17 protein-coding genes are annotated in these 21,341 nt (G+C 49.4%); 8 read left to right on the top strand and 9 right to left on the bottom strand.

Annotated elements, in window-relative coordinates:
* The first annotated feature begins 118 nt into the window (after window positions 1-118).
* Complete coding sequence (locus tag AC6R10_RS05665; protein ID WP_500671726.1) at window positions 119-778, top strand: 2OG-Fe dioxygenase family protein; 660 nt, start codon at window positions 119-121, stop codon at window positions 776-778.
* Window positions 762-1,997: a cysteine desulfurase-like protein gene (locus AC6R10_RS05660; RefSeq protein ID WP_500671725.1), complete on the top strand. Its 1,236-nt coding sequence runs from the start codon at window positions 762-764 to the stop codon at window positions 1,995-1,997. Before AC6R10_RS05665 ends, AC6R10_RS05660 begins: the two co-directional genes overlap by 17 nt.
* Window positions 1,998-2,130: 133 nt before the next feature.
* Here the strand turns inward: AC6R10_RS05660 and AC6R10_RS05655 are convergent, their stop codons facing one another.
* Entirely contained in the window at window positions 2,131-2,955 is an 825-nt protein-coding gene (locus tag AC6R10_RS05655; protein ID WP_500671724.1) for a DUF2797 domain-containing protein, read from the bottom strand.
* 219 nt (window positions 2,956-3,174) lie between these two features.
* Between AC6R10_RS05655 and AC6R10_RS05650 the strand changes: the two genes are divergently transcribed.
* Window positions 3,175-4,473: a GGDEF domain-containing protein gene (locus AC6R10_RS05650; protein ID WP_500671723.1), complete on the top strand. Its 1,299-nt coding sequence runs from the start codon at window positions 3,175-3,177 to the stop codon at window positions 4,471-4,473.
* 5 nt (window positions 4,474-4,478) lie between these two features.
* On the opposite strand, the gene AC6R10_RS05645 is transcribed toward AC6R10_RS05650, so the two are convergent.
* Genes AC6R10_RS05645 through AC6R10_RS05635 form a run of 3 tightly spaced genes read right to left on the bottom strand, consistent with a single transcriptional unit; the run spans window position 4,479 to window position 7,325 of the window.
* Entirely contained in the window at window positions 4,479-5,291 is an 813-nt protein-coding gene (locus AC6R10_RS05645; protein WP_500671722.1) for a SanA/YdcF family protein, read from the bottom strand.
* Window positions 5,264-5,593, bottom strand: a complete 330-nt coding sequence (locus AC6R10_RS05640) for a DUF3392 domain-containing protein (RefSeq protein ID WP_334552775.1) — start codon at window positions 5,591-5,593, stop codon at window positions 5,264-5,266. The genes AC6R10_RS05645 and AC6R10_RS05640 overlap by 28 nt, the downstream gene beginning before the upstream one ends.
* A 43-nt stretch (window positions 5,594-5,636) precedes the next feature.
* A complete protein-coding gene (locus tag AC6R10_RS05635) occupies window positions 5,637-7,325 on the bottom strand; it encodes an NAD-dependent malic enzyme (protein WP_334552426.1) in 1,689 nt (562 codons plus the stop codon).
* 178 nt (window positions 7,326-7,503) lie between these two features.
* Between AC6R10_RS05635 and AC6R10_RS05630 the strand changes: the two genes are divergently transcribed.
* From AC6R10_RS05630 to AC6R10_RS05620, 3 genes are all read left to right on the top strand, one after another.
* Complete coding sequence (locus tag AC6R10_RS05630; protein WP_500671721.1) at window positions 7,504-9,834, top strand: DEAD/DEAH box helicase; 2,331 nt, start codon at window positions 7,504-7,506, stop codon at window positions 9,832-9,834.
* A gap of 202 nt (window positions 9,835-10,036) precedes the next feature.
* Window positions 10,037-10,414 (top strand): transporter, encoded by a 378-nt coding sequence (locus AC6R10_RS05625; RefSeq protein WP_334552424.1) that lies wholly within the window; start codon window positions 10,037-10,039, stop codon window positions 10,412-10,414.
* A gap of 82 nt (window positions 10,415-10,496) precedes the next feature.
* A complete protein-coding gene (locus AC6R10_RS05620; protein WP_500671720.1) occupies window positions 10,497-11,165 on the top strand; it encodes an outer membrane beta-barrel protein in 669 nt (222 codons plus the stop codon).
* A 135-nt stretch (window positions 11,166-11,300) separates the two neighbouring features.
* Here AC6R10_RS05620 and AC6R10_RS05615 read toward each other — a convergent pair whose 3' ends face one another.
* The 3 genes from AC6R10_RS05615 to AC6R10_RS05605 all read right to left on the bottom strand — a co-directional run bounded on the left by AC6R10_RS05615 (window position 11,301) and on the right by AC6R10_RS05605 (window position 15,946).
* Window positions 11,301-12,491, bottom strand: coding sequence for an amino acid aminotransferase (locus AC6R10_RS05615; protein WP_500671719.1), 1,191 nt, complete (start codon window positions 12,489-12,491; stop codon window positions 11,301-11,303).
* Window positions 12,492-12,748: 257 nt separating this feature from the next.
* On the bottom strand, window positions 12,749-14,149 hold the full coding sequence (gene asnS, locus AC6R10_RS05610) for an asparagine--tRNA ligase (RefSeq protein ID WP_500671718.1): 1,401 nt from the start codon (window positions 14,147-14,149) through the stop codon (window positions 12,749-12,751).
* Window positions 14,150-14,332: 183 nt separating this feature from the next.
* Window positions 14,333-15,946 (bottom strand): methyl-accepting chemotaxis protein, encoded by a 1,614-nt coding sequence (locus AC6R10_RS05605; protein WP_500671717.1) that lies wholly within the window; start codon window positions 15,944-15,946, stop codon window positions 14,333-14,335.
* A gap of 286 nt (window positions 15,947-16,232) precedes the next feature.
* Here AC6R10_RS05605 and queD point away from each other — a divergent pair, with 286 nt between their 5' ends.
* A complete protein-coding gene (queD, locus tag AC6R10_RS05600; protein ID WP_334552419.1) occupies window positions 16,233-16,595 on the top strand; it encodes a 6-carboxytetrahydropterin synthase QueD in 363 nt (120 codons plus the stop codon).
* A 480-nt stretch (window positions 16,596-17,075) separates the two neighbouring features.
* The gene (locus AC6R10_RS05595; protein WP_500671716.1) at window positions 17,076-18,233 is read left to right on the top strand and encodes an amino acid permease; all 1,158 of its coding nucleotides are present in this window, start codon (window positions 17,076-17,078) and stop codon (window positions 18,231-18,233) included.
* A 119-nt stretch (window positions 18,234-18,352) separates the two neighbouring features.
* Here AC6R10_RS05595 and AC6R10_RS05590 read toward each other — a convergent pair whose 3' ends face one another.
* Together AC6R10_RS05590 and AC6R10_RS05585 are read right to left on the bottom strand one after the other, a co-directional pair.
* Window positions 18,353-19,714 carry an L-serine ammonia-lyase gene (locus tag AC6R10_RS05590; protein WP_334552417.1) on the bottom strand — a complete coding sequence of 454 codons (1,362 nt, stop codon included), beginning with the start codon at window positions 19,712-19,714 and terminating at the stop codon, window positions 18,353-18,355.
* A gap of 92 nt (window positions 19,715-19,806) precedes the next feature.
* Entirely contained in the window at window positions 19,807-21,060 is a 1,254-nt protein-coding gene (locus AC6R10_RS05585; protein ID WP_334552416.1) for an aromatic amino acid transport family protein, read from the bottom strand.
* Between the last annotated feature and the right edge of the window lie 281 nt (window positions 21,061-21,341).

Genomic DNA, 21,341 nt, shown 5'->3' with positions numbered 1-21,341 from the left:
ATTGTTAATATTGTTGGATGTAAATGCCAAATAAAGTTGATTTAACGGAATATGTGCGCAAATGATAAATGTAAAATATATGTTATAAAAATTGCAGTGTATCTTCATTAAGGAGTCGATGATGCTACATAATCATGAAACAACCCTACAATTAACTCAGCTTAGTGAGGAGGCGATTCAACAACTTGCGCCTTCCTTTTCCCATCTTCCGCACACTGAGCACGCCGATGGTCAGTATCGTCTGCGCCGCTACTCCGTGGTGGCTTTTCGTGATGGACAAGTGATCGATCTGGATAAGCATGAGTTTATGCAAACCAACGATATCAACCGTTTTCAAGGGGATGTAGTGCGTCAATTCGAACCCATTGAAGCCTCGACCTTGCAAAGTGACGGCATGAGAGAGATCTGTGAGGTGTTTGTCGAATCGAACGGTTTGGCCAATGGTCAGGAGATCGAAATTCATCAAATCCGTATTTCTGCGGTTTACGACGAAACCCAAGTGGCGCCAGAGGGCGTCCACCAAGATGGCTTCGATCATATTGCGATGGTCGGGATGGGCCGCCACAATATCGAAGGGGGCGACATCATGCTCTACAACAGCTTCAATGAAGCGCCGTTTTTTAGAAAAACCTTACAAAGCGGTGAAGTAGCTATGCTGGCTGACAACAAACTTTGGCACAATGCGACGCCGATTCGCACCGTGATAGAAGGAGAAGAAGGGCATATGGATGTGTTTGTGTTGACGGCAAAGGATGCGGTAAATGAACTTCACTCCTAATTTAGTCCGCTCACAATTTGGTGCCCTAAATCAGATCCACAACCAATTGCCAGTCATCTTTCTCGATGGTCCGGGCGGCTCACAAGTGCCATTTTCGGTGCTGGAAGCGATGCAGGGTTACCTTGGTCAATACAACGCCAATTTGGGTGGACACTATTTCTCCAGTCAGCACACGACCTCGTTGATGGCCAAAGCGAGGGAGGCCGCCGCTGCGCTACTCAACGCGCCTTCGGCTGACAATATTGTCTTTGGGCCTAACATGACCTCGCTCACTTTTCAGCTCAGCCGCGCCATCAGCCGTGACTGGCAAATCGGTGATGAAGTGATTGTGTCAGCGCTGGATCACTATTCGAACGTCTCTAGCTGGCAACAAGCGGCGCAAGACAAAGGCGCGGTGGTTCATCAAGCACGCGTCAATCAAGATGATTGCAGCTTAGATATTGACCATCTGCTCACGTTACTTTCACCGCAAACTAAACTGGTGGCGCTGACTTTGGCGTCGAACACCACCGGTTCTATTGTGGATGTCAAACGTGTCGTTGAGGCAGCGCAACAAGTAGGCGCAATGGTGTACGTTGACGCAGTGCATTACACGCCGCATCACTTGGTGGATGTGATGGCACTCGGTTGTGACTTTCTTGCCTGTTCCGCCTATAAGTTTTTTGGTCCTCATGTCGGCATAGCGTATGTGGCGCCAAAATGGTTGCAGGCACTCACGCCTTACAAGGTGGAGCCCGCAACAGACTTAGGCCCCGGCCGCTTTGAGACGGGTACGCAAAACTTTGAAGGCTTGGCTGGGCTGATTGCCGCGGTGCACTATCTTGCTCAGTGGGGTGAGCAAGGCGATTCGTTACGTGACAAATTGGTGGCTTCATTTCGTCAATACAATCAGCATGAAACGGCGATCAACGAGCGTTTTCTCTCTCGTTTGGATGAGCTACAAGGTGTCACCTTGTGGGGGCGGACTCATGAGAGCAGTGAGCTGCGCACGCCGACCTTTGCCTTAACCTTTGATGAGTTTACGCCAGAAGAGGTCGCGAAACGTTTAGGTGAGCGCAACATCTGTGTCTGGAGCGGCCATTTTTATGCGCTAGGTTTGGTGAGGCAATTAGGGCTTGAAGCTAGTGGTGGGGTATTGCGTGTCGGTTTTATGCACTACAACACGCTACAAGAAGTGGATCTGTTTTTTGACGAGCTAAAACGCATTCTCAATCCATAGCACATCGTCACACCATCCTTACGAAAAAAGCGCCAAAGGGCGCTTTTTGTACGTTGGGCACGATTCTTACGTTGGGAACAATGACTATGCGATCCACTCATCATTAAGTCTGCTGATGCGGTTGGGGCAGTGATTATGCACTCACTTCCACTTCGTATGAGGTGAATTTACGAATATTGATCACACCTGTGTCAAAAATCATGTATTGACCTTTGATGCCTTGTAGAACGCCACTCACGACAGGTTCTTTGTCAAAGTTGTGCGAGGTGATCTTAGTCGGGTGCTCTGTCACGGGGTAGTGAATCGGAGTTATCTGGCTCGGTAGCACCTCAATCGCATCATCACCAAATTGTTGTTTGATCTCGGCGATCTTCTCTTCAACCAGCGGCAGTAGCTCGGCAAACTTCTCTTCTAGCGCTATTGGGGCACCGTCTTCTTTAAGCAGGGTTCGCCAGTTGGTTTTATCGGCAATGTGTTTGGCCAATTCCACTTCAATCAAACCAGAAATATGGCGAGTTTTCACTTTAAAAATGGGCAAACCTTGCGTGGCCCCTTGATCAATCCAGCGGGTTGGGATCTGGGTGTGTCTGGTAATACCCACCTTGAGGCTAGAGGTATTGGAGAGATACACATAGTGATCGACCATGCAGTTCTCTTCGCCCCATTGTGGCTCACGGCAAGTGCCTTGATCATAATGGCAGGTCTCTGGCTTCATGATGCACATATCGCAACTGGCCAGTTTTTTCATACAGACAAAGCAGTGACCTTGTGAGTAACTTTTTTTGGTTTTCTTGCCACACGAACAGCAAAAGATGTTTCCAGTGTGCGTTAAGGTCAGCGTTTGACCGATGAGTGGGTTGAGTGCGACAGATGACTCACCGACAGGCAGTGAGTATTGGACTTGATCTCCCAGCGATACCGTCATTTTGCTGAGGGTGCCTTTTACGATTAGTGACATGACATTACTCTGTTTTATTTTTTATCCGCATGGCTTACGCCAAATACGTGTTCGGCCTGAGTGTAACAGAAAACAGGATGGGATTCTTGCCACCATTTTTCGCGACATTGGCCGAGATTCTCGGGCGAATGTGTGACATTGAGTCAAGGATAATGTCGTATTGTGGTAGAGTCTGTCTCATACTTTATTGACTCTTTTCGTTATAGCTATGGGTGTAGATTGAAAGCGATCCATAAAACGGTATTTGGCCTTGTGGTGCTGACCTTAGTGGTGGTGTTGCTGTATGGGAGATATGGTGACCGGCGAGTGTTAGCCGTGACGCCCGATGCGTATTCGTTTTATCCGACCAGTGATCAAGGCCAAGGCGGACGCTCTCAAGCATCGTTGGCGATAGAGTCTCAGCGCAGCGTACTCCAATGCAAAATTCGCCCCTCGGAGAAATACCGCTGGCCCTATTGCGGCGTCTCTATTCATATTGATAGCCAGCCTGATGTCGGGTTTGACCTGACCCATTATCACACCATCAAACTTGCTGTTTCACTCACAAATCAAGAGGGTGAAAGTGTGCCGATGCGCTTTTATTTGCGCAATTTTAATCCAGCCTATTCAACCATCGATGATGAGTATACTCACAAATACAACGGGCTTGAGTTTCTGCCACCTGCTTCAGCGCAAGAGATGACATTACCCAAAGCCAATTTACAAGTGATGACGTGGTGGCTGGCGGATTTGGATATTCCTATTGAACATGCCGCGCCTGAGTTTACCAATGTGAATCGAATTGAGTTTGCCACCGGGTCAGGCATGGATGAGGGCGACTACACTCTGGTGATTGAGCGTATTGAATTCATCGGGGAGTATGTCTCTGGCGAAACCTTGATGGCGCTATTGCTGGCCTGTTGGGTGGGGTTAGCGCTGTCTTACAGCATGTACGAAATTAAGCGAAGTCGCCTTGCCATTCAACGAGTCAAAGCGCGCCAACATCACTTACACGCGATGAACCAATCGTTGCGCGCCAAGAACATCGAATTTGCCGAGCTTGCTCATCGCGATCCCCTTACCGGCGCGATGAACCGCCACGCGATCCGAGATTGGCTCAATGAGTATTATGATGATCTGCCGTCAGGTGGCAAAGTGTTGTCGATTCTCTATTTGGATATTGACCATTTTAAACAGGTCAATGATGAGTATGGCCATGCCATTGGCGATGACATTTTAAAAGAGTTTACTATGGTACTGCTGACGTCGCTTCAAGCAGAGCAGCGTTTGGTTCGTTGGGGCGGCGAAGAGTTTGTGGTGTTCTGTCCGGGGATGAATGTGCTCGATACCTACGAACTTGGCGAGCGGTTACGACGTAAAGTTGAGGCGCACATTTGGGTGCACGGTGACCCGCTTACCACCAGTATTGGTGTGGCAACACTGGGCGAAGAGCGCACCAATGAGATGTTGATTCGTGCGGATGAAGCGCTCTATAAAGCCAAGCGCAGTGGGCGGAATCGTGTTGAACTGAGCGAGTAGTGGCGTTATTGCGCTGATTCTGCGTCGCTGCCCGCTGCATCTAGATACTCGAACAGCGGTTCGTCGAAGTCGTCACTCTCTACCTGTTGTTCGACGGGCTCGGCGCTGGCCATAATTGGCTCTTTGGGGCCAAGAAATTTAGGCTTGGCGTTAGTGATGTAAAGGTCCAACACCGCTTTTGCCCGCGCAAACACTTCTCTTAAACGCACCTTAGATCCCGATTGATCCGATGGGCCTGCGACGGCATAACAGCGGGCGTTGATTTGGTGATAGTTGGCAATGAACAGCGCGCGTTCACAGTGAAATTTCTGGGTGATGATTAAGAAGTTATCGGTATCGAAAATCTCCTTGGCACGCACCACAGAGTCAAGGGTTCGAAAACCGGCGTAATCGAGAAAAATGTGGTTTTCTGGAACGTTAGCGCGCAAAAGATCGCGTTTCATTGTCCAGGGCTCGTTATACGAACGGTGGGCATTGTCACCGCTGAGCAAAAAGTTCGATACTTTACCTTGATCATAAAGAGCGATCGCGGCGTCAATACGGTTGATGTAGTATGTGTTGAGTATTTTGCCTAGGTATTTGCTCGTCCCGAGGACCACGGCCACATCAAATTGGTCAATCTGCTCCGCGCTAGTAAACAACTGCTCGCGAGTTTGCATCGAGACCCAACGATCAATCGCGACTAACGTGATGGCGAGCGTAAGCGTGGCCAATAGTAGCCATTTCACCAGTGATTTGATAATCCCCAGTGTGTGTTCGGCGGTTGAGCGGCGGTGAAACAGTTTACGCACTAAATTTGTCGATTCCTTTGGGCCCATAATCCTATGATGATGAAACAGAGTATCACGATGGAAAACATCATCCCAGGTTGAAGGTTTCTCAGTGTCATATTGAGGTAAGGCGTTGCTTTTACGATGATTAAGCCGTAACCAAACGCATTAATCAAGATAAACACTGCGGTGCGGATTAAGAAATGGTAAGGGCGTAACCAACGTCTCAAAAGCGCGTTAATATCACCCCCGCCCATGACGAGCAAACAGGCGATGAGTGCAGTGGATATTTCACTGAGGTAGGGCAAAAGCCCGCGACCCAATGGGTCAAGATAGTTAAATACAATCATCATAAATAAAAGCGCCCCTGCTGAGCAGAGGCGTTGAGACGGGTTAGAATGCAGTGCGCTTGTAGCGGCGGTACACCGGCTGCCAGAAACTGTTATCAATCGCTTCTTCTAGCGCTTCGTCAGTAATCTCAAGGGCGACCCCTTGTTCAATGGCTTTTTTGCCCACGGCGAAGGCAATCTTCTTCGATACAGAATGAATCGCTTCGAGCGGTGGCAGCAGCGCACCTTGACCATTAATCGCCAGCGGAGAGCAAGTCGCCAATGCGCGGCTTGATTCCATCAGCATTTCGTCTGTCACTCGCTTAGCTTGTACGGCAAGGACACCCAAGCCGATGCCTGGGAAGATATAGCTGTTGTTGCACTGTGCGATCGGGTAGGTTTTGCCGTCCAACACCACCGGCGCAAACGGGCTACCTGTTGCAACCAGTGCTTCACCATTTGTCCAGCGAAGGATGTCGTTTGGGGTTGCCTCAACGCGGCTTGTTGGGTTCGACAGTGGGAACACAATCGGGCGAGGGCAGTGCGCGTGCATCTCTTTGATCACTTCTTCACTGAACAGCCCTGGCGCGCCTGAAACGCCGACCAGCACAGTTGGTTTGGCGTTGCGCATCACATCAAGCAGCGAGAAGCCCGTCCCTTCAGATTGCCACGCTTTGGTGTTGCTGTGTTTTTGTACCAAACGCTGTTGGAAATCGAGTAGATTTGGCATGCCTTCTTGAAGTAGGCCCCAACGGTCGACCATGTAGACCTGAGAGCGCGCTTGCTCATCAGAAATCCCTTCAGAGACCATTTGCGCGATGATCGCTTCAGCAATGCCGCAGCCAGCCGAACCTGCGCCTAAGAAGGTGACGCGTTGCTCAGAGAGTTTGCTACCAGCTGCCTGACACGCGGCCAACAACGAGCCCACAGTGACGGCTGCAGTGCCTTGAATGTCATCGTTAAAGCAACACACGCGGTTTTTGTATCGTTCAAGCAGTGGCATTGCGTTCTTTTGCGCGAAATCTTCAAACTGAATCAACGCGTCAGGCCAGCGGCGGGCGACGGCTTGCATAAATTCTTCAACAAATGCGTCATACTCAGCACCAGTAATACGCGGATGACGCCAGCCCATATACATAGGGTCAGCGAGGCGTTGCGGGTTGTTTGTACCCACATCCAATACGATCGGAAGCGTGTAGGCAGGGCTGATGCCGCCACATGCGGTGTAGAGCGCCAATTTACCAATAGGAATGCCCATGCCGCCAATGCCTTGGTCGCCCAAGCCGAGGATACGTTCGCCATCGGTCACCACGATCACTTTGACGTTGTGGTTCGATGCATTGTTGAGGATATCATCAATGCGATCTCGATTGGCGTAAGAGACGAACAAGCCTCGTCCGCGACGGTAAATATTGGAAAAATTCTCACATGCTGCCCCAACGGTTGGGGTGTAGATGATCGGCATCATCTCTGAGACATGATTTTGCACCAAGCGGTAGAAGAGCGTTTCATTAGTGTCTTGAATGTTGCGCAAGTAAATGTGCTTATCCATGTCACTTTCGAAGCTTTTGTACTGCTGGTAAGCGCGTTCAACCTGTTCTTGAATGGTTTCCGTGGTTTCGGGAAGTAAACCTTCTAAGTTAAAAGAACTGCGTTCTTCTGCGGTGAACGCACTGCCTTTGTTGAGCAGAGGAGTGCTAAGAAGTGCTGGCCCTGCAAAAGGGATATAGAGTGGGCGTTTATCGTTATTCATCACATGCCTATAAGTAGGGTGTTGGCCAATGGACCTTTGGAACTAGGAACCTGAAAATGATAGGGATTCGCAAACCTAAAGTAAACCGAATATTAAACGCACGCACAGAGGGTGTGAGGTTGGGCTTTACCTCGATGCTCGTTATACTCACCCCTTTTACTATCAGCGCTCATCAACTATGTCATCGTTACCCATTGATCACTTAAAAACCGAGTTTCTCAAACGCATCCAGCACACGGATTTGGTGGTGGAAGCGCAAACTGGATCGGGAAAATCGACCCGTTTGCCTCTGTGGCTCAGTGAACTAGGTCGAGTGCTAGTTGTCGAGCCAAGGCGCATTGCCTGTACCTCGTTAGCGCAGTTTCTTTCAACCACTACCGAGAGTGAGCTTGGTAAAGAGATAGGCTATGCCATTAAGCTAGACAACCGCTACGACGACAAGACAAAAGTGGTGTTTGTCACTCCGGGCGTCGCACTGCGTTGGTACAGTGAGAACCAATTGGCCGATTTCGATTACATTGTGGTGGATGAATACCACGAGCGCCGCTGGGATACCGATTTACTGGTTGCCTTGCTTCGCCGTCCAAGAGCGCAAAAACTGGTGGTGACGTCAGCGACGCTGGATGGTGAAAAGCTTGCGCGTTACCTCAGCGCCGAACGTTTATCGGCAGAGGGTCGAGTGTATGAGGTCTCCCTTTGTCATCGTGCTACTCACTCGCAACAGTTGCCAGATGGACGTCGGTTAGACGAGCGAGTGTTCGAGGAGGTAGCTGCGATGCGCGATCTCGATGGTGACATTCTGGTGTTTCTACCCGGGCGTAAAGAGATTGCACAATGCGCCAGCCGACTTGCGCAATTAGAGCAGATTATCGTTGCGCCCTTGCATGCGTCTGTTACTGATCATCAACGAGATGTCGCCTTGACGGTACAAGCCAAGAAAAAGATCGTGCTGGCGACCAATGTGGCGGAAACGTCGTTGACCATTGATAACATCGGGCTCGTCATCGACAGCGGACTTGAGCGCAGAACCGAGCAACGCAATGGTAAAACGACCTTGAGTTTAAAAGCGATCTCAAAAGCGAGTGCCAAGCAGCGAGCGGGGCGAGCAGGGCGCGTGATGGAGGGCGTCTGTGTGCGTTTGTATGGTGAGCATGCAGCGCTGATTGAGCACACACCACCAGAAATGCAGCGTGAAGCCCTGACCGAAGCTATGTTAGCGGCGGCGGTGTGCGGCAAGCCTCTGTCACAGTTGGATTTTTTAGAGCCACTACCAGAACGTTCGCTGAATCAAGCGGCGTCACTTCTTCGTGCGATGCAAGCGTTGGATGAGAATGGCGTGGCGACGGAGTACGGTAAGCGACTCTATCCTTTGCCCATTGACGCGCTCTATGCCGACCTTGTCTCACGTATGTCGAAAAAAGCACTCAAAGAGGCGATGATTGATATGACCGCAGTGCTCGCCACGCCGGCTTCATTGTACAAACTGACTGCGGATGAGGAGCGTCTGAGCAAGTTGGATCAGCAAGAGCCGCTAGGCTGTGATGGCGCCTTGGCCATTGGGTTAGTGCGTGGCAAGCGATATACCGGAGTAGAAGTCGACGTCGCTGCTCTTGACGAAGCTCAGCGGTTATCCATGCAAATGCGTGAGCTGTTTGAATTACCTCAACTTGAGGTGGCTTCTCGCTATCAACACAGCGAGCTGATTGCGGAAATCGCTCGCTTGCACCCAGAGCTCGCGTTTGTGCGTCGCTTAAAACGGCCAGATGCATTCGCTAATGGTGAACTGGAGGTACAGCTGCCTCGCCAGCACCGCCTGAAAGCGCAGACGCAGGGGGCTCTGGTCTTAGATACGCGCAGCTTACCGGGTCGAGGCGTCAAACAAACGCTGAATCTGGCAACGTTTATTCTGCCGTTGCCGTTAGACACCTTTGCGACGTTAAATCTTGGTGAGTGGCGAGAGGGTGAAGTGGTGGAGGGTGATCAAACCCAAGTCACCCTTGAGCTGGTGTATGCAGGAAGAGTCGTGGCTACTCGCCTTGAAGAAGCGACAGGGGCACTGGCGATGACGCCGTTCATGGACGCGGTGTATTCGCAGCGTGTGTTGCCAGGATTTGCTCACAAGATGACCAAAGCGATAAAGCATTACGTACTCTACCAACAGTTGGCGGGTGAGGTGGCGCCAGCGGTGACATTTGACTCTTGGTTCCGAGAACAGCTGGCGTTACTTGAACTGTCGAGTGTCGAAGAGCTCGCCCTATTTAGTGAAGACGACTTCGCGTTCGAAGGTATTCCGTATTGGGAGTATGAAGAGTTTGCTCAGGCGTATCCGTTTGAATGTTACCTCGGTGATTTAAACCTGCGTGTCGAATACTACCCGACAAGAAAATGTGTTGAGGTGATTTATGACTCGGGATTGAGGAAAGGCGACCCAAAACGTTGGGAGTTGCCAAAGTGGCAAGGGTGGCGCGTTCAATATCGCAAAGCAAGTCGAGTCGTCGATATTCGCTAGGATAAATTTCGCTGCTGAAAATATTTCTAGCCAATATCCAGCTTGTCTCGCTCTTGTACAGCAATTGTTACCGTATTGCTTTTTATATAGCTGTTTTAAACGAAATAGAGCTATAAAAGACCAATCTTCTATATCCTATTGCTATATGCAACCGAATCATTGATATTGAGTGGAACGTGTTGCCATGTGTACGGGGGATGATATGGAACATCAAAATAGCGCAAGAGTAGAATTTGACTACACGTCGTTCTTAAGTGCCTCATGCAGTAAAAAGTGGACATTTCTCGAAGCGATGAGCACTTTTGCCCCGATCTTTAGCCTTGCATGGAAAGACACCATCAAAGAGACGGTATCGGTTGAGGATAGGCTGTGGGACAACGCGCTAAAATCACTCTCGGCAAATCGCAGTGATGAATCCAATATTGTTATCCTGTTGGAACTCGCCAAGCTTGAAGGGATATCTGAACTCAAGTTGGTGATGCCCTACGAATTGGAGCCGTCTCAGATCGAGCGAGTATGTCGCCAGTCGCATGCTAAAATCGAATCTAATCAACAAGATGAGCTGATTATTACTTTGTAGATCAGGCGCACGCAGCCATTATGAAATTTGCGCTATAGTGAAAATATTGAGTGAATACTTTCATGGAGCGTAAGTAGTAACAATGAAACGCCATCTCACATCTTCTCTTCTCGCTAGCCTTGTCGCTTTGCCGATGAGTGTATGGGCGGAATCTTCACCATCAGTGCCTTCTTCAAACTGGCACAACCACTATGATTACTTGGGTGCCTACCTCAGTGCTGGCTCAATGGATCAATCTGACGCCGATAGCAAAGTGACCGATCTCACCGTCGCTGGCCGCTGGGCTGTGGGGGAACACTGGTTCACTCAGCTCGATTACTCCGCGCGTTTTTTGCACCCAGACGACATCACCACTAACCTTTATACCCTTCTGCCAGGCGTCGGCTATCGTATTGCGGCCAGTGACAAACTTGATCTGTTTGCAATGGGTAAGTTTGGCTACCTCTGGGCTTCGCAAACCGATGATGCGACGGATGATAAATTTTACAGTGATCATGCAGGCGTGTGGGGCGCAAGTATCGGTGCTCAATATGCGCTATCGACACATTGGAAATTGGAAGGGCAGGCGCAGTTGACGAGCAGTAACATCGTTGACGAGCAGAGCTATTCCATTAGTGCGCATTATCGCGTTAGTCAACGTTTCGTTCTGGGCGGCTTTTACACTTATCGCGACAGTGATTATGATACTGCAAGCCAAGCCGGTAGCGCGCAAACTAACGAAGCGGGCGTGTCACTGCGATTTCTGCTCTAGCTTAGGCGACTGTCCCGCAAAATAAATCGCTTATCGAGACGCGAGCATTTGGCAAACTAGCTGACCGATAAACCCCACAAACAAAAATAGCCAGCGTGTCCGCTGGCTATTGTCTATCCGTTCATCACTGCCGAATTAAAGTACGGCAGCGATTCCCTGACAAAGTGGCAGCATGTTTGAACGTGTCATGCCTGCAACGCTGATGCGGCCAGAGCCGACGATGTAGATAGCAAACTCATCTTTTAGGCGCGCGACTTGCTCTTTACTTAGGCCAGAGAAAGAGAACATGCCGTTTTGACGTTCAATGAAGCTGAAGTCAGCATCGACGCCTTGCTCTTTCAAGGTCGCAACAAACAGTTCACGCATCGCTTGAATACGGTCGCGCATCTCTTTCACTTCCGCTTCCCACTCGGCACGAAGCTCGGCGTTGCCAAGAATGTGCGTGACGACAGCACTGCCGTGTGCAGGTGGGTTCGAGTAGATCGAACGGATGATGGCTTTGACTTGAGAAAACGCAGTTTCAGCGATTTGCTCAGTTTGTGCTACTAAGGTGAAAGCACCCACACGCTCGTTGTACAGACCAAAGTTCTTAGAGAACGAGCTCGCGACCAAAATTTCTTTGTTGTATTGAGCGAAAATACGTAGACCTTCCGCATCTTCTTCCACGCCTTTAGCAAAACCTTGGTAGGCAAAGTCAAACAGAGGGAGAAGTTGTTTTTCAGCAACCAGTTTTGCGAGGGTTTCCCACTCTTCCAACGTTGGATCGATACCAGTTGGGTTGTGGCAGCAGCCGTGCAGCAGGACAACATCACCCGCAGACGCGTTTTCAAGTTCGGCGAGCATTGCTGCGAAATCTTTGTCTTTAGTTTCGGCGTTGTAGTAGCTGTATTGCGCGGTTTCGATGCCTGCGGCGGTAAATACGCCGTTGTGGTTTGCCCAAGTAGGGTTACTGATCCAGATCTTCACATCGCCCAATTGACGCTTAATGAATTCGCCAGCTACACGTAGCGCGCCTGTACCACCAGGGGCTTGCGCTGTTTTAGCCAGTTTGTTCACGACAATGTCTGACTGCTCGCCAAACAGCAACTTTTGTACGGCAAGACCGTACTCTGCTGTGCCTTCAATCGTTAGGTATGACTTGGTTTTTTCAGTTTCGACCAGTGCAGCTTCCGCTTTTTTTACCGTGGCAAGAACAGGGGTTTCGCCTTGTTCATTTTTGTAGATACCGACGCCAAGGTTAATTTTTTCAGCGCGTGGATCTTTTTTAAACTCTTCAGTGAGTCCAAGAATAGGATCTGCCGGAGCAGCTACAACTTTTTCAAACATAATCGTCATCCATGTTAGTCGAAGGGAGGCGTTAATAAACTTGGTTATTTATACCTTTCTCCTAACAGCCATACAACCGACAATTCAGGGAAAAATGAAGAAAAGTTATATTTGGTCAATTTTTAACATCAACGCGCCTTTTTCTTGGGTTAAGTCCTCCCCTGAAGGGGAAAAGCGGGGCGCAATTTTTATGAGAAAGCGAAAAAAACCTCCGCGTGAGACGGAGGTTTTTGGTACTAAATCGAGAGGCCGAACGTTTAGAAGTTCGCCGAGCGTGGTGTACGTGGGAATGGGATTACGTCACGAACGTTGCCCATACCTGTTACGTAAGAGACGAGACGCTCGAAGCCTAGACCAAAGCCTGCATGTGGCACGGTGCCGTAACGACGTAGGTCGCGGTACCAGCTCATGTGCTCAGGATCGATGCCGACTTCGCGCATACGTGCATCTAGGATGTCTAGACGCTCCTCACGCTGAGAACCGCCGATGATTTCGCCGATGCCAGGTGCCAGTACGTCCATTGCCGCAACGGTTTTACCGTCATCGTTCGCGCGCATGTAGAATGCTTTGATGTCTTTCGGGTAGTTCTTCACAATAACCGGTGCTTTGAAGTGTTCTTCAGCAAGGAAGCGCTCGTGCTCAGAAGACATGTCGATACCCCATTCCACAGGGAACTCGAACTCACGACCAGAATCAAGCAGGATCTGGATCGCGTCTGTGTAGTCCACTTGTGCGAAGTCAGAAGAGACAAACTTCTCTAGACGAGTGATGGCCTCTTTGTCGATGCGCTGTGCGAAGAACTCAAGGTCATCACGACACTCTACAAGAACGGCGTTAAAGACGTACTTCAGCATGTCTTCCGCCAGTTTAGCAACGTCGTCTAGCTCGGCAAAGGCCACTTCAGGCTCAACCATCCAGAACTCCGCTAGGTGGCGGCTGGTGTTTGAGTTTTCCGCGCGGAAAGTCGGACCAAAGGTGTACACCTTGCTTAGTGCACAGGCGTATGCTTCCGCGTTAAGCTGGCCAGATACGGTTAGGAAGGTCTCTTTACCGAAGAAGTCTTCGTTATAGTCCACTTTACCTTCGTCAGTGCGAGGTAGGTTTTCCAAGTCTAGCGTAGATACGCGGAACATTTCACCAGCACCTTCTGCATCAGAAGCGGTGATCAGTGGCGCCGATACCCAGAAGTAGCCTTGCTCGTGGTAGAAACGGTGAATGGCTTGAGATAGACAGTTACGTACACGTGCTACCGCCCCAATTACGTTGGTGCGCGGACGTAGGTGCGCCACTTCACGCAAGTACTCGATAGAGTGGCGAGTTTTCGCCATAGGGTAGGTTTCTGCGTCTTCGACCCAGCCGACCACTTTAACGTTTGTAGCGGCAAGCTCAAAGTCTTGGCCTTTCGCAGGAGACTCAACAATCTTACCCGTTACTTCAACAGAGCAGCCTGTGGTTAGCTTAAGTACTTCGTCGTCGTAATTATTAAGATTATTAGGGACCACGGCCTGAATCGGGTCGAAACAAGAGCCGTCATAAATGGCAAGGAAAGAGATTCCAGCTTTGGAATCACGACGTGAACGGATCCAGCCTCGTACAGTGACTTCACTGTCTACCGCTAGCTGACCTTTCAAAACGTCTGATACAGGCGCGTAAGTCATGTTTTCAATATTCTCCATTGAGTAAAAATTCAACCCAATGTTTGCAAAACCGTCATTGGACAATGCGTGAGCAAAACATTGGGTTGGGTAGAATTCTAACTATTCAATGGCACATATTACCTTTCAATTAATATGCTTCAACCATTAATGTCGATAAGTTGGCGAAAAACCGTTCATATCCACTCATTTCGGTTGAGAAAGAGAAAACTGATTAAGAAGATCCTCTAGTTGCTCGGATAACTGTTCAAGATTCATACTAATGTCTCGTGTTTGTGCCGCAGAATCCGAGGTTGCCCGGGCGTGTTGAGTGATGACGTCGACTTTCTGCTGAACTTCTTGCGTCAAGTGGGAGGTATTGCTGCTCTGACTTTGAATGCTGGTGGCGTGGGAGAGGGCTTGCTGCATCTCTGACACCACTTCGGACATGGCGACGGACAGCTGCTCCACCTCACTTGATCGTTGATGGGCGGTGTCGCACACCGTATCGACGGATGCGAGCGACGTTTGGCTATCGCTTTGAAAATCCGCAATGATCTTTTCGATACTACCGGTCGCCTCTGCGGTGCGACTGGCCAGCTGCCTGACTTCATCCGCAACCACCGCAAAGCCACGTCCTTGTTCGCCAGCACGGGCCGCTTCAATGGCCGCATTCAGCGCCAATAAGTTGGTTTGCTCTGCGATGCCTTTGATAACTTCTAAAATCGATGAGACTTCGACGGTTTGCTGATTCAAATCGACCAAATTACCTTTGACTTTCTCAATGTCGGTCACAAGATGTTTGATTTCGTCACTGGCGTTGTGCGCCCTTGTAGCACTGTGCTCGGCAATCGTGGTGGTGTGCTTGATCAGTTCAGAGGCGTTCACTGTCGCTTGTTCGACATCGAGTTGCTGCGCTTGCATCTGCTCAATATTGGCTTGAACTTCGTCGGTCTCTTGCTGCTGGTTGCCAGCGGCATCGTCGGTAATTTGCGCCACGTGCGTTAACTGATTGGCTGAGTGAGCCACCTGATGGGAAGTCGCTTGAACTTGACTTAGGCTGCTGGTCACTGTGTCCATAAATGAGTTGATGGCTTTGGCCAGTTGGCCAATTTCATCACCTTGATTGGAGACGACGCGCTGAGTGAGGTTTTTGGAATCACTGACGCTTTGCATAAAGCGCGAGGTCTTTTGGATGGGCTGAACAATGGTTTTGCGGATGATGCCCATAGTGACGAGAAAACCGACGAACCCAAAGGCGGACATGATCGCTAAGGCGATCAGTGTACGCTGGCTGACCATTTGATTGACGTGTGACAGATTGTACTCAAGGCGGATAGCACCGAGCACTTCCCCTTCTGGCGCCATATGACAGGCCACGCAGTTCGTGCCGCGATAGTTCTCACTCGATTTCATTGGCATGGCGACCACAATCCCTGAGCCCCATTCTGCTTGAATGGGCTCAATCACCAATTCGCCGCTGAGCGCTCGTTGGTCAATGTCATCGACGGGGCTTTGATTGTCGTTGCCTGGGCCGTAGAGCTTGCTGACGAGATCCGAGCGCAACACACGTACTTGTTCAATGCCATCTTGAGCTAACGCCTTCTGACGCAAGGTTTCTTTTTGAGCCATTGTGCCTGTCAGCATCATCATATTGAGGCTATCAAAGTAGTTGCTGGCTTTATCATGGAGCTGCTCACTGAGTACCGAATTTAATAGCTCACGTTGCTGAAGGTATTGGTAGCTTGTCGAGGCAAGCAACACCAAACCAAAAACGGAGAGTAGGGTAATCAAGAGTTTTGTTGTTATGGTTAGACGCATGATCGTTTCTTGGTATGAGTTGGAACTGACATCACTATGATCTTGGATAGATACCTCTATAGAAAGTAGGTTTATTTGAGACTGTGATGCGACACATGTTAGTCGTGTGTAAATGTGATGTGTAACTGTTGTAATCAAAAACTTGACGCTGTGACGTTTTTCCGCCGTGCTACAGATAAGAGGTGTGGAAGGGAAAGCGTTTGCTTGGTCATTCAACGGATTTCGCGCTTGTCTCGACTATACTAATTCCTTAGTATTGCCACTCTTTAAAAACCCGAGAGTCAAAATGAAAACTGAACTATACAAAGAATTCATGTTCGAAGCCGCGCATCACTTGCCCCATGTGCCAGAAGGACACAAATGTGGTCGCCTTCATGGTCATTCTTTCTTAGTTCGCCTGTATGTCGAGGGCGAGGTGGATCCTCACACTGGTTGGGTTGTCGACTTTGCGGAAATCAAAGCGGCGTTTAAACCGATTTATGACCGCCTTGACCACTACTATCTTAATGACATCAAGGGATTGGAAAACCCAACCAGTGAAGTATTGGCGAAATGGATCTGGAACGAGCTCAAACCGTCACTGCCGTTATTAAGCAAGGTTGAAATTAAAGAGACCTGCACGGCCGGTTGTATTTACAAAGGCGAGTAATCGCCACAGCGTAGTGGCTGGTAAAGAATTCTGTGTAAAAAGCGAAGAATAGATGACTTCGCTTTTTTTGTGTGCTCGTCCATCGACGTTGGGTTCATCGTGTTGTGCACTGCGCTGACCAATAATTCATCACTCAACGTGGCAGGCGTTGCAATCACGAGGATGATGTTTAAGATGGGCTGAGCCCAAACTGGGCACGGCAGCAGAGGATAGGCTGTTTTTCTGGCACGGATTGCTGCATCGCCTTGGATAGTTCAATGATTGTTAAAATTACTACGCCTATTATCGAGCCGACTGAAGGGTCGCCACACTGTGCTGTCACGCCTGTTCACTCGCTCTATTCTCATTCTGCTTCTTTATCGTCACTTTTCTCCCTATATCACGACGTCAAACACCATTATTCCTATTGTTTCTGACCGTTAGCCACCGCGCTAGGAAGCGCACATTTACTCCACACGCACTAACACAGAAAACAACGTTATGAATACAAAACTCTTGGGAAGCTCCCTTATTATCTCGGGTACGGCACTGGGTGCCGGAATGCTCGCTATACCTATGGTATTGGCGCAATTTGGTCTTTGGTCTGGCACCTTACTGATGATCGTGATCTGCGCCGGTACCACCTACGCCGCCTTGTTACTGCTTGAAGCAACGTTAAAATCCGGTGGCGGACTTGGCCTGAACTCCATCGCGCGCAACACGTTAGGAAAAAGTGGTCAATGGATCACCAACGCGCTTTTATACGCGCTGCTCATCTGTTTATTGATGGCCTACATCTTAGGCGCAGCGGATTTGGTCAGTCAGTTGATGGCGGCAATGGGCTTGGCTATCACACCTACTCAAGGCCAGATTGGTTTTACTGTTCTCGCTGGTGGAGTGATCGCCGCCGGAACCGGCATGATTGATAAGCTTAACCGCGGCTTATTCTTGGTCATGATCGCGTGTCTCGCGACCACACTCGCGTTTTTGCTGCCAGATTTTCATTTTGATCACTTAAATCGAGTGCTCAATGACAATCATTGGCAACTGTTCAAAACCAGCGCCGTACTCTTTACCAGCTTTGGTTTTATGGTCGTGATCCCTTCTTTGGTTGCTTACAATTCGCAGGCGACGGACCGCGAATTGAGAAATATGGTCATCATCGGTTCGGTGATACCGCTTTTCTGCTATTTGTGTTGGCTGTTTGCCGTGGTCGGGAATCTGAACCCTACTCAGGTGGGCGAGTTGAAAGGGGTGGGCGATTTGATCGCTGCTTTCGAGCATCATTCCCGCTGGATCGGCACCTTGCTGTCACTCTTTACCGGGTTGGCATTGCTGACATCGTTTTTTGGTGTCGCTATGGCGCTGTATAACCAGAATCGCGATATGTTCCACCAAAACCGCGTCGTGACCTATGTGTTGACGTTCATCTTGCCACTTCTGGGATCGCTGTTTGCGGCGGATAAATTCTTAGCGGTGTTGGGCTATGCCGGAATTATCTTGGTGTTTTTAGCGGTGTTTGTACCGCTTGCCATGGTGTATGCGCTGCGACTGGCCGATACTCAACCACAGCGTTACACCGCAGAAGGTGGGCCGTTGATGCTGGTGCTGTCATTGCTGTTTGGTAGCGCACTGCTCGCTTCACAAGTGCTGTTGTGATGCGTATTTTCGAGTTGAATTAACCCAACGAAAAAGGGAGCGCTGATATTCAGCGCTCCCTTTTTATTCAAACCCGGCCGAGTGTAACCGACTCAAAGGTAAGTGAGTACATCACCGGATTAGCAGATCACTTTAACGGCCAAACCACCTTGCGAGGTTTCACGATATTTGGCGTTCATGTCTTTCCCCGTCTCCAGCATGGTTTCGATCACTTTATCCAGTGATACCGTTGGTGCTGACGAGCGGCGAAGCGCCATGCGAGTCGAGTTAATCGACTTCACTGCGGCAATGCCATTGCGCTCGATACAAGGGACTTGAACTTGACCTGCAACAGGGTCACAGGTGAGGCCAAGGTTGTGTTCCATCGCAATTTCCGCTGCCATACACACTTGCTCTGGGCTACCGCCCATCAGCTCTGCAAGGCCTGCCGCCGCCATCGAACAGGCGACACCGACTTCACCCTGACAACCCACTTCAGCACCAGAAATCGAGGCGTTACGCTTGTACAGACCACCAATGGCGCCAGATGCTGCAAAGTAGCGAATGTAATCTTTTTCTGTCACGGTTTGAATGAACTTGTCGTAGTAGGCGAGCACCGCAGGGATAATGCCACATGCACCATTGGTTGGCGCGGTTACGACACGACCACCTGCCGCGTTCTCTTCATTCACCGCAAAGGCGAACATGTTCACCCAATCGACCACAGACATAGGATCATTGGTCGTCTTTTCAGAGGTCAACAGTTGCTGACGCAACGCCGCCGCACGACGTGGTACACGCAGTGGCCCCGGAAGAATACCTTCGGTGTTCATACCGCGATCCATACACTCACGCATGGTTTTCCAAATGTTGGCAAAGTAGGTGCGAGACTCTTCATCAGAGTGCATCGCCGCTTGGTTTTTCATTACCAAGGTGCTGATGGATAGCCCGCTCTCTTTACATTGATTGACGAGTTCTTCCGCTGATGTGAACGGGTAAGGCACCTTGATTGGGTTGGCTTCTTCTTTACCAAAGTTTTCTTCGTCAACGATAAAACCGCCGCCGATAGAGTAATAGGTTTTAGAGTAGGCTTTCTCTTCACCAATCCAAGCATGAATCTGCATACCATTTTCATGCAAAGAGAGGTTACTACGGTGGAAGTTCATTCCTCCGTCTCTAGGAAACGAGACGGTATGACAGTGCATGCCAACAGGAAGGCGTTCTGTTTCTTCAACGCGAGCGATAAAGCCTGGAATCGCGTCGATATCGACTTTCTCTGGGGTGTTGCCAGCAAGACCCATGATGATGGCGATATCTGTGTGGTGACCTTTCCCTGTCAGTGAAAGTGATCCATAGACGTCAACGGTGATTTTAGTGATGTCGCGCAATTTTCCCATTGCACGTAAGTCATCAATAAACTCTTTACCCGCCTTCATTGGGCCGACTGTGTGAGAACTAGAAGGACCAACGCCGATCTTATAGATATCAAAAACACTAATCATATTGATTACCTCAAAGTAAGCCTCCCGAGCAAGAGGGAGGCTTAGTATTATTCTATTTGTTTGCTATCCGTCCTGATGAATCAGAGCCCGGTTTATAGCGCGCCGTAGATTACAGAACTAATGGCTGCAAGACCACAGATAGTTGTGAAAATCTGTACAGGTGCAGAAGTTTTGTACTTCGCCATCGCTGGGACTTTTTGCATAGCAAAAACAGGCATCAAGAATAGGATGGCAGCGATCATTGGCGCGCCCATGGTTTCAATCATGCCAAGGATGCTTGGGTTAACAATCGCCACAACCCAAGTGGTTAGAACGATGAATACCATTGAACCTTTTTCGATTTTGCTCACCGGCGTTTGTGAACGTGATTTGATAAGTCCAACTAAACCTTCATGTGCTCCCAAGAAGTGACCGAAGTAGCTTGAGGTAATCGCAGCAAACGCCACCAAAGGACCCATGTAAGAGATCAGTGGAGACTCATGCACGTTGGCAAGGTAAGAGAGTACAGAGATGTTTTGCTCTTTCGCCATCGCTAGTTGCTCAGGAGATAGAGAGAGCACTACAGAGAATACAAAGAACATCACGAAGCCCATCAGCATCATCGCTGCGCCGCCTGTGATGGCGTCGGTCTTCTTCACTGCGTTGTCACCGTGAACGCGACGTTGCTCTTTAGAGAACTGAGAGATCACAGGGCTGTGGTTGAAAGAGAACACGATGATAGGAATCGCGAGCCAAACGATAGACGGCATTGATGACCAGTCTGGTGCGACAGACATCATAGAGCCGTTCCAATCAGGGATAAGATAGAAAGAGAGCGCAAGCAAGATGAACACGAGAGGGTAGACCAGTGCGGACGTCGCTTTAAGCATCAGCTCTTTGCCGAACAAGACGCCCGCTGTCATCGCCGCGATCAACGCACCAGAGAGCAACCAGCGAGGAATCGACTCCATACCCATTTGGTTGACAAGGAAAGAGTCAACGGTATTGGTGATACCGACACCGTAAATAAGAACGATAGGGTAAATGGCGAAAAAGTAGGCAAAAGTGATGATGTTTGCGCCAGTCTTACCGAAGTGTTCTTCTACTGTATCTGTGATATCTGCGTCAGGGTTTTTCGCTGAGAGTACAAAGCGAGCCAGTGATTTGTGTGCAAACCATGTCATCGGCGCTGCGATTAGCGCTAAGATAACTAATGGCCAAAAGCCACCCGCACCGGCTTTGATCGGTAGAAATAGAACGCCAGCACCGACGGCGGTACCGAACAAAGAGAGACACCAAGTGAAGTCGGTGTAAGTAAACTTACTAGAAGATTGTGCGGTATTAACCGCAGTTGTTGTTGAATTCATGTTGTGATGCTCATTTTTGGGAACAGGAAATAAGTCGGGTGCAATAGTGCCTTATTTTGTTTCACGAAAAATAGATCTAAATCATGCTTTGTGTCTGGTCGCACCAGCCGGTTTTCAAAATTGGTTTTTCATCACGAAAATGACGTGCCACTGGTGATTTATGCTAATTTTAATCATTACAAAAACTAATGCTGACTAAAAGGTAGCTAATTTGAAGTTCGCGCAAACGATTGGCTGCGCGAGATAAATAAAGTTGATGTGAATAGATGAAAAAAGATCAC

It is taken from the genome of Vibrio sp. R12-SG2-ISO1, assembly GCF_059834045.1.
Note: the sequence above shows the minus strand (reverse complement) of the source record. Positions and strands in the feature narration are given on the sequence as shown.

Excerpts from the sequence above, each read along its gene's own strand:
- AC6R10_RS05665 (WP_500671726.1), top strand. The coding sequence starts at position 119 with ATGATGCTACATAATCATGAAACAACCCTACAATTAACTCAGCTTAGT.
- AC6R10_RS05660 (WP_500671725.1), top strand. The coding sequence starts at position 762 with ATGAACTTCACTCCTAATTTAGTCCGCTCACAATTTGGTGCCCTAAAT.
- AC6R10_RS05655 (WP_500671724.1), bottom strand. The coding sequence starts at position 2,955 with ATGTCACTAATCGTAAAAGGCACCCTCAGCAAAATGACGGTATCGCTG.
- AC6R10_RS05645 (WP_500671722.1), bottom strand. The coding sequence starts at position 5,291 with ATGGGCCCAAAGGAATCGACAAATTTAGTGCGTAAACTGTTTCACCGC.
- AC6R10_RS05640 (WP_334552775.1), bottom strand. The coding sequence starts at position 5,593 with ATGATTGTATTTAACTATCTTGACCCATTGGGTCGCGGGCTTTTGCCC.
- AC6R10_RS05635 (WP_334552426.1), bottom strand. The coding sequence starts at position 7,325 with ATGAATAACGATAAACGCCCACTCTATATCCCTTTTGCAGGGCCAGCA.
- AC6R10_RS05630 (WP_500671721.1), top strand. The coding sequence starts at position 7,504 with ATGTCATCGTTACCCATTGATCACTTAAAAACCGAGTTTCTCAAACGC.
- AC6R10_RS05625 (WP_334552424.1), top strand. The coding sequence starts at position 10,037 with ATGGAACATCAAAATAGCGCAAGAGTAGAATTTGACTACACGTCGTTC.
- AC6R10_RS05620 (WP_500671720.1), top strand. The coding sequence starts at position 10,497 with ATGAAACGCCATCTCACATCTTCTCTTCTCGCTAGCCTTGTCGCTTTG.
- AC6R10_RS05615 (WP_500671719.1), bottom strand. The coding sequence starts at position 12,491 with ATGTTTGAAAAAGTTGTAGCTGCTCCGGCAGATCCTATTCTTGGACTC.
- asnS (WP_500671718.1), bottom strand. The coding sequence starts at position 14,149 with ATGACTTACGCGCCTGTATCAGACGTTTTGAAAGGTCAGCTAGCGGTA.
- AC6R10_RS05605 (WP_500671717.1), bottom strand. The coding sequence starts at position 15,946 with ATGCGTCTAACCATAACAACAAAACTCTTGATTACCCTACTCTCCGTT.
- queD (WP_334552419.1), top strand. The coding sequence starts at position 16,233 with ATGAAAACTGAACTATACAAAGAATTCATGTTCGAAGCCGCGCATCAC.
- AC6R10_RS05595 (WP_500671716.1), top strand. The coding sequence starts at position 17,076 with ATGAATACAAAACTCTTGGGAAGCTCCCTTATTATCTCGGGTACGGCA.
- AC6R10_RS05590 (WP_334552417.1), bottom strand. The coding sequence starts at position 19,714 with ATGATTAGTGTTTTTGATATCTATAAGATCGGCGTTGGTCCTTCTAGT.
- AC6R10_RS05585 (WP_334552416.1), bottom strand. The coding sequence starts at position 21,060 with ATGAATTCAACAACAACTGCGGTTAATACCGCACAATCTTCTAGTAAG.